The 3849-nt window shown below is 65.4% G+C and carries 4 protein-coding genes; 3 read left to right on the top strand and 1 reads right to left on the bottom strand.

Annotated elements, in window-relative coordinates; genetic code table 11:
- Positions 1–40: 40 nt before the first annotated feature.
- Complete coding sequence (locus AC1D00_RS31080; protein ID WP_477013287.1) at positions 41–1582, bottom strand: benzoate-CoA ligase family protein; 1542 nt, start codon at positions 1580–1582, stop codon at positions 41–43.
- Positions 1583–1704: 122 nt separating this feature from the next.
- Here AC1D00_RS31080 and AC1D00_RS31075 point away from each other — a divergent pair, with 122 nt between their 5' ends.
- From AC1D00_RS31075 to AC1D00_RS31065, 3 genes are all read left to right on the top strand, one after another.
- A complete protein-coding gene (locus AC1D00_RS31075; protein ID WP_477013286.1) occupies positions 1705–2613 on the top strand; it encodes a helix-turn-helix transcriptional regulator in 909 nt (302 codons plus the stop codon).
- A gap of 139 nt (positions 2614–2752) precedes the next feature.
- Entirely contained in the window at positions 2753–3145 is a 393-nt protein-coding gene (locus AC1D00_RS31070; RefSeq protein WP_477013285.1) for a group II truncated hemoglobin, read from the top strand.
- A gap of 171 nt (positions 3146–3316) precedes the next feature.
- Positions 3317–3849, top strand: a 533-nt coding sequence (locus AC1D00_RS31065; RefSeq protein WP_477013284.1) for a helix-turn-helix domain-containing protein, incomplete at its 3' end; no start/stop codon positions are given.

The following is a 3849-nucleotide window of genomic DNA, read 5'->3' as shown; positions in this document are numbered from 1 at the left end:
TGCCGCGACAGTGTCAATCACCATCAACATGCGGGCCCGCTCAATTCGCCCCTTCCCGCAGCTTGAACCGCTGGATCTTGCCCGTGGCCGTCTTCGGCAGCGAGTCCACCACGTCGATCCAACGCGGATATTTCCACGGGCCGATCTTCTGCTTGACGTGCTCCTTCAGCATCTCCTGCAAGTCCGCCGTCGCTGCGCCCGGACGCAGCACGACGAAGGCCTTCGGTTTCAGGAGGCCTTCCGGATCGGCCTCGGGCACGACGGCGGCTTCCAGCACCGCCGGATGCGTGATCAGCGCGCTCTCGACCTCGAACGGCGAAACCCAGATGCCGGAGACCTTGAACATGTCGTCGGCACGGCCGCAGAAGGTGTAGCGGCCCTCGGCATCCCGGACATATTTGTCGCCGGTGCGGGTCCACGGGCCCTCGAAGGTGCGGCGGCTCTTGTGGCGCTGGTTCCAGTAGCCCTCGCCTGCGGAAGGCGCATCGACCAGGAGCTCGCCGACCTCGCCGTCGGCCACGTCCTGGCCGGCCTCGTTGACCAGCCGCACCGCGTAGCCCGGCACCGGCTTGCCGGAGGAGCCGTATTTGATGTCGCCGGGCGCGTTCGACAGGAAGATGTGCAAGAGCTCGGTCGAGCCGACGCCATCGAGAATGTCGACGCCGAAGCGCGCCTTCCAGCTGTTGCCGACGGATTCCGGCAGCGCCTCGCCGGCCGAGGTGCAGATGCGCAAGCTCTTGCCGCCACGCTCGCCCTTCATCGTCTCGTCGTTGAGCATGGCCGCGAACAGGGTCGGCACGCCGTAGAAGATCGACGGGTTGTAGCGGTTCATCAGGTCGAACATGCGTGCGGGCGTCGGACGCTCGCTGTTCAGCACCACGGTGGCGCCGACCGACATCGGGAAGGTCAGCGCATTGCCGAGACCATAGGCGAAGAACAGCTTTGCCGCGGAGAGGCAGACGTCGCTCTCGCGAATGCCGAGCACCTGCTTCGCGTAGGTGTCGGCGGTGGCCTGCAGGTTCGAATGCAGATGGCGCACGCCCTTGGGCATGCCGGTCGAGCCGGACGAATAGAGCCAGAATGCCGGCTCGTCCGGATGCGTCGCGGCGGTGGTGAACTGATCGCTCTCGCCCGCGAGCTCCTCGGCGAGTTGCTTGTGGCCGTTCTGCTTGGCGCCGGAGACCACGACATGCTCGAGATCGGGCATGCGGCCGACGACGTCCTTGATGACGGGATAGAGCGCTTCGGAGACGAACAGCACGCGGGCACGGCAGTCGGCGAGGATGTAGGCGTATTGATCCGCGGTCAGCAGCGTGTTGAGCGGCACCRGCACGATGCCGGCGCGGATCGCGCCCAGGAACAGAAGCGGGAAATCGACCGTATCGAGCATGATCATCGCCACGCGCTCCTCGCGGCGGACGCCGAGACGGCGCAGCATGTTGGCGGCGCGGCGGCTTTCGCGCTGGAGCTCGCCATAGGTGAGCCGCGAGACGGTGTCGTCGAAGGCGAGCTTGTTGCCACGCCCTTCCTCGACGTTACGGTCGAGCAGCCAGGTCACCGCGTTATAGGATCCCTCGCTCACGGACTTCTCCCCCGAATTTAGAATTATAATTCATAGAAAGACACCGCGGCGGCTTGCTGTCAATGCTAGCAGGCATTATGTTTCATTAAAACGCGCCGCAGGACCTCCGCTAAAGAAGGCTCATGACCGATAGTCCCGACGCCGAATCCCGATTTCTCGAACAGCTCGGCCAGCGCGTGCGCACCATGCGCGCACTGCGCGGCATGTCGCGCAAAGTGCTCGCCAAGGTATCAGGAATCTCGGAGCGCTACATCGCGCAGCTCGAAAGCGGCAAGGGCAATGTCTCGATCGTGCTGCTCCGCCGTGTCTCCGACGCGATGGGCGCGCATCTCGAAGATCTGCTGCCCAGCGCCGATCCGACGCCGGACTGGCAGATGTTTCGCGACCTGCTGCGCAAGGCGACGCCGGCGCAGATCGTGCAGGCCAAGGATCTGCTCGCCGGCGGCAGCGCATCGGCGCAGCGGCGCGCGCCATTCTGCGGCATCGCGCTGATCGGCCTGCGCGGCGCCGGCAAATCCACGCTCGGCAGGATGCTGGCGAAGAAGGTCGGCTGGAGTTTTGTAGAGCTCAACAAGGAGGTCGAGCAGCAGAACGGGCTCTCGGTCGCCGAGATCATCGCGCTGTACGGCCAGGAAGGCTTTCGCCGCATGGAGCAGGCGGCGCTGCAGCAGCTGCTCGCGCGCAACGAGCTGATGGTGCTGGCGACCGGCGGCGGCATCGTCTCGGAGCCCCTGACCTTTGACCAGATCCTGTCGTCGTTCTACACGATCTGGCTGAAGGCCGAGCCCGAGGAGCACATGGCCCGCGTCCGCCGCCAGGGCGATCTGCGGCCGATGGCGGATGATCGTTCCGCCATGACGGAGTTGCGCAACATTTTGCGCAGCCGCGAGCCGCTGTATTCGCGTGCGACGGCGGTGGTGGACACGGCGGGCCTCTCCGTCGATGCCGCCGCCGCGCGCCTGATCGACGCGGTGCGCCCGGTGCTGCAGAACGAAGCGCGCAGTTTTGGTCTGCGCAGCGTGGCGCTGTAGCTCGTGTAGATCTCGCTAAAGCTACACACTCCGCTGTCGTCCCGGACAAGCGCGCGCCGATCCGGGACGACAGCTAGGATTTTGCGCGACCTTCAGCAACACTATATCAACACCGAGCAAGCAAGCCTCGAGATAAATGATGACCGATAGCGACGTCGCAATTTCCATGTTCGAGCGGATCGGCGGCAGTACCACGATCGACCGGCTGGTCGAGCGTTTCTACGAGCGGATGGATACGCTGCCGGAGGCGAAAGTCATCCGCGCCATGCATGCAGATGATCTCGGCCTGATCAGGGACGTGCTGAAGCGCTATCTCACCGAATGGACCGGCGGGCCAAGACTCTATTCGGTCGAGAAAGGCCATCCGCGGTTGCGCCAGCGGCATATCGCCTTTGCCATCGGCAATGGCGAACGCGATGCGTGGCTCACCTGCATGCGCGGCGCGCTGGAGGAGACGGTCGCGGACGCTGCCGCGCGGCAGGACCTCGACAAGGCGCTGTCCGGTCTCGCCGACTGGATGCGCAACCGTTAGCCACCCACAGGCGAGGCGCGGCGCGCCACGCACTTGGAGGGGCACCATTGCGGCGCTATGCTGCGCGCGATGGACGCTGCCGCAAATCCCGATGTCATCCGTCGGCCCGCTTCGCCGCGCCTCGCGCGGCTGGTCGCCAGCATCTCGTTCTATCGCGAGCGCGGCGTCGGGTTGGCCGGCTTCCGGCACGCGGCGCCGCTTGCGCTGCCTCTTCTCGTGAATTTGGGGACACCCTTCCGCATTGCACTTGGGCGCGAACCGGATGTTGCCGACGCTCAGCCGAGTTTCGCGGCAGGCCTCTTTCCCGGACCGGTCCTCATCGAATCCGATGGCCGCGCCGAATGCGTTCAGGTCGATTTCACCCCGCTTGGAGCGTATCGCTTCTTCGGAGGAGCGGTACCGGATCTGACCGCGCGCATGGTCGGCCTGGACGACATTCTGGGACGGGATGGCGAGAACCTCCGCGCCAGGGTTGCCGAGGCGGTCGGATGGCAGCGACGATTTGAGATCGTGGAAGACTTCGTGCTTCGTCGCGCTGTGCATGAGCCCTCGCCGGCGATCGCCTTCGCCCTCGATACGCTCTGGCGACGGGCCGGCGCGGTCCGGATCACCCAGCTCGCCTCCGACATTGGCTGGAGCCGCAAGCATCTCACGCGCCGCTTCCACAACGAGATCGGCGTACCACCGAAGACAATGGCCCAGAT

The sequence above is a fragment of the Bradyrhizobium sp. P2_E8 genome (assembly GCF_056403875.1).
The sequence above is the reverse complement of the archived record's forward strand: the minus strand, read 5'-3'. Positions and strand labels throughout refer to the sequence as shown.

What these genes read in the sequence shown, in the direction of transcription:
- AC1D00_RS31070 (WP_477013285.1), top strand. Translation starts at nt 2,753, where the DNA reads ATGACCGATAGCGACGTCGCAATTTCCATGTTCGAGCGGATCGGCGGC.
- AC1D00_RS31075 (WP_477013286.1), top strand. Translation starts at nt 1,705, where the DNA reads ATGACCGATAGTCCCGACGCCGAATCCCGATTTCTCGAACAGCTCGGC.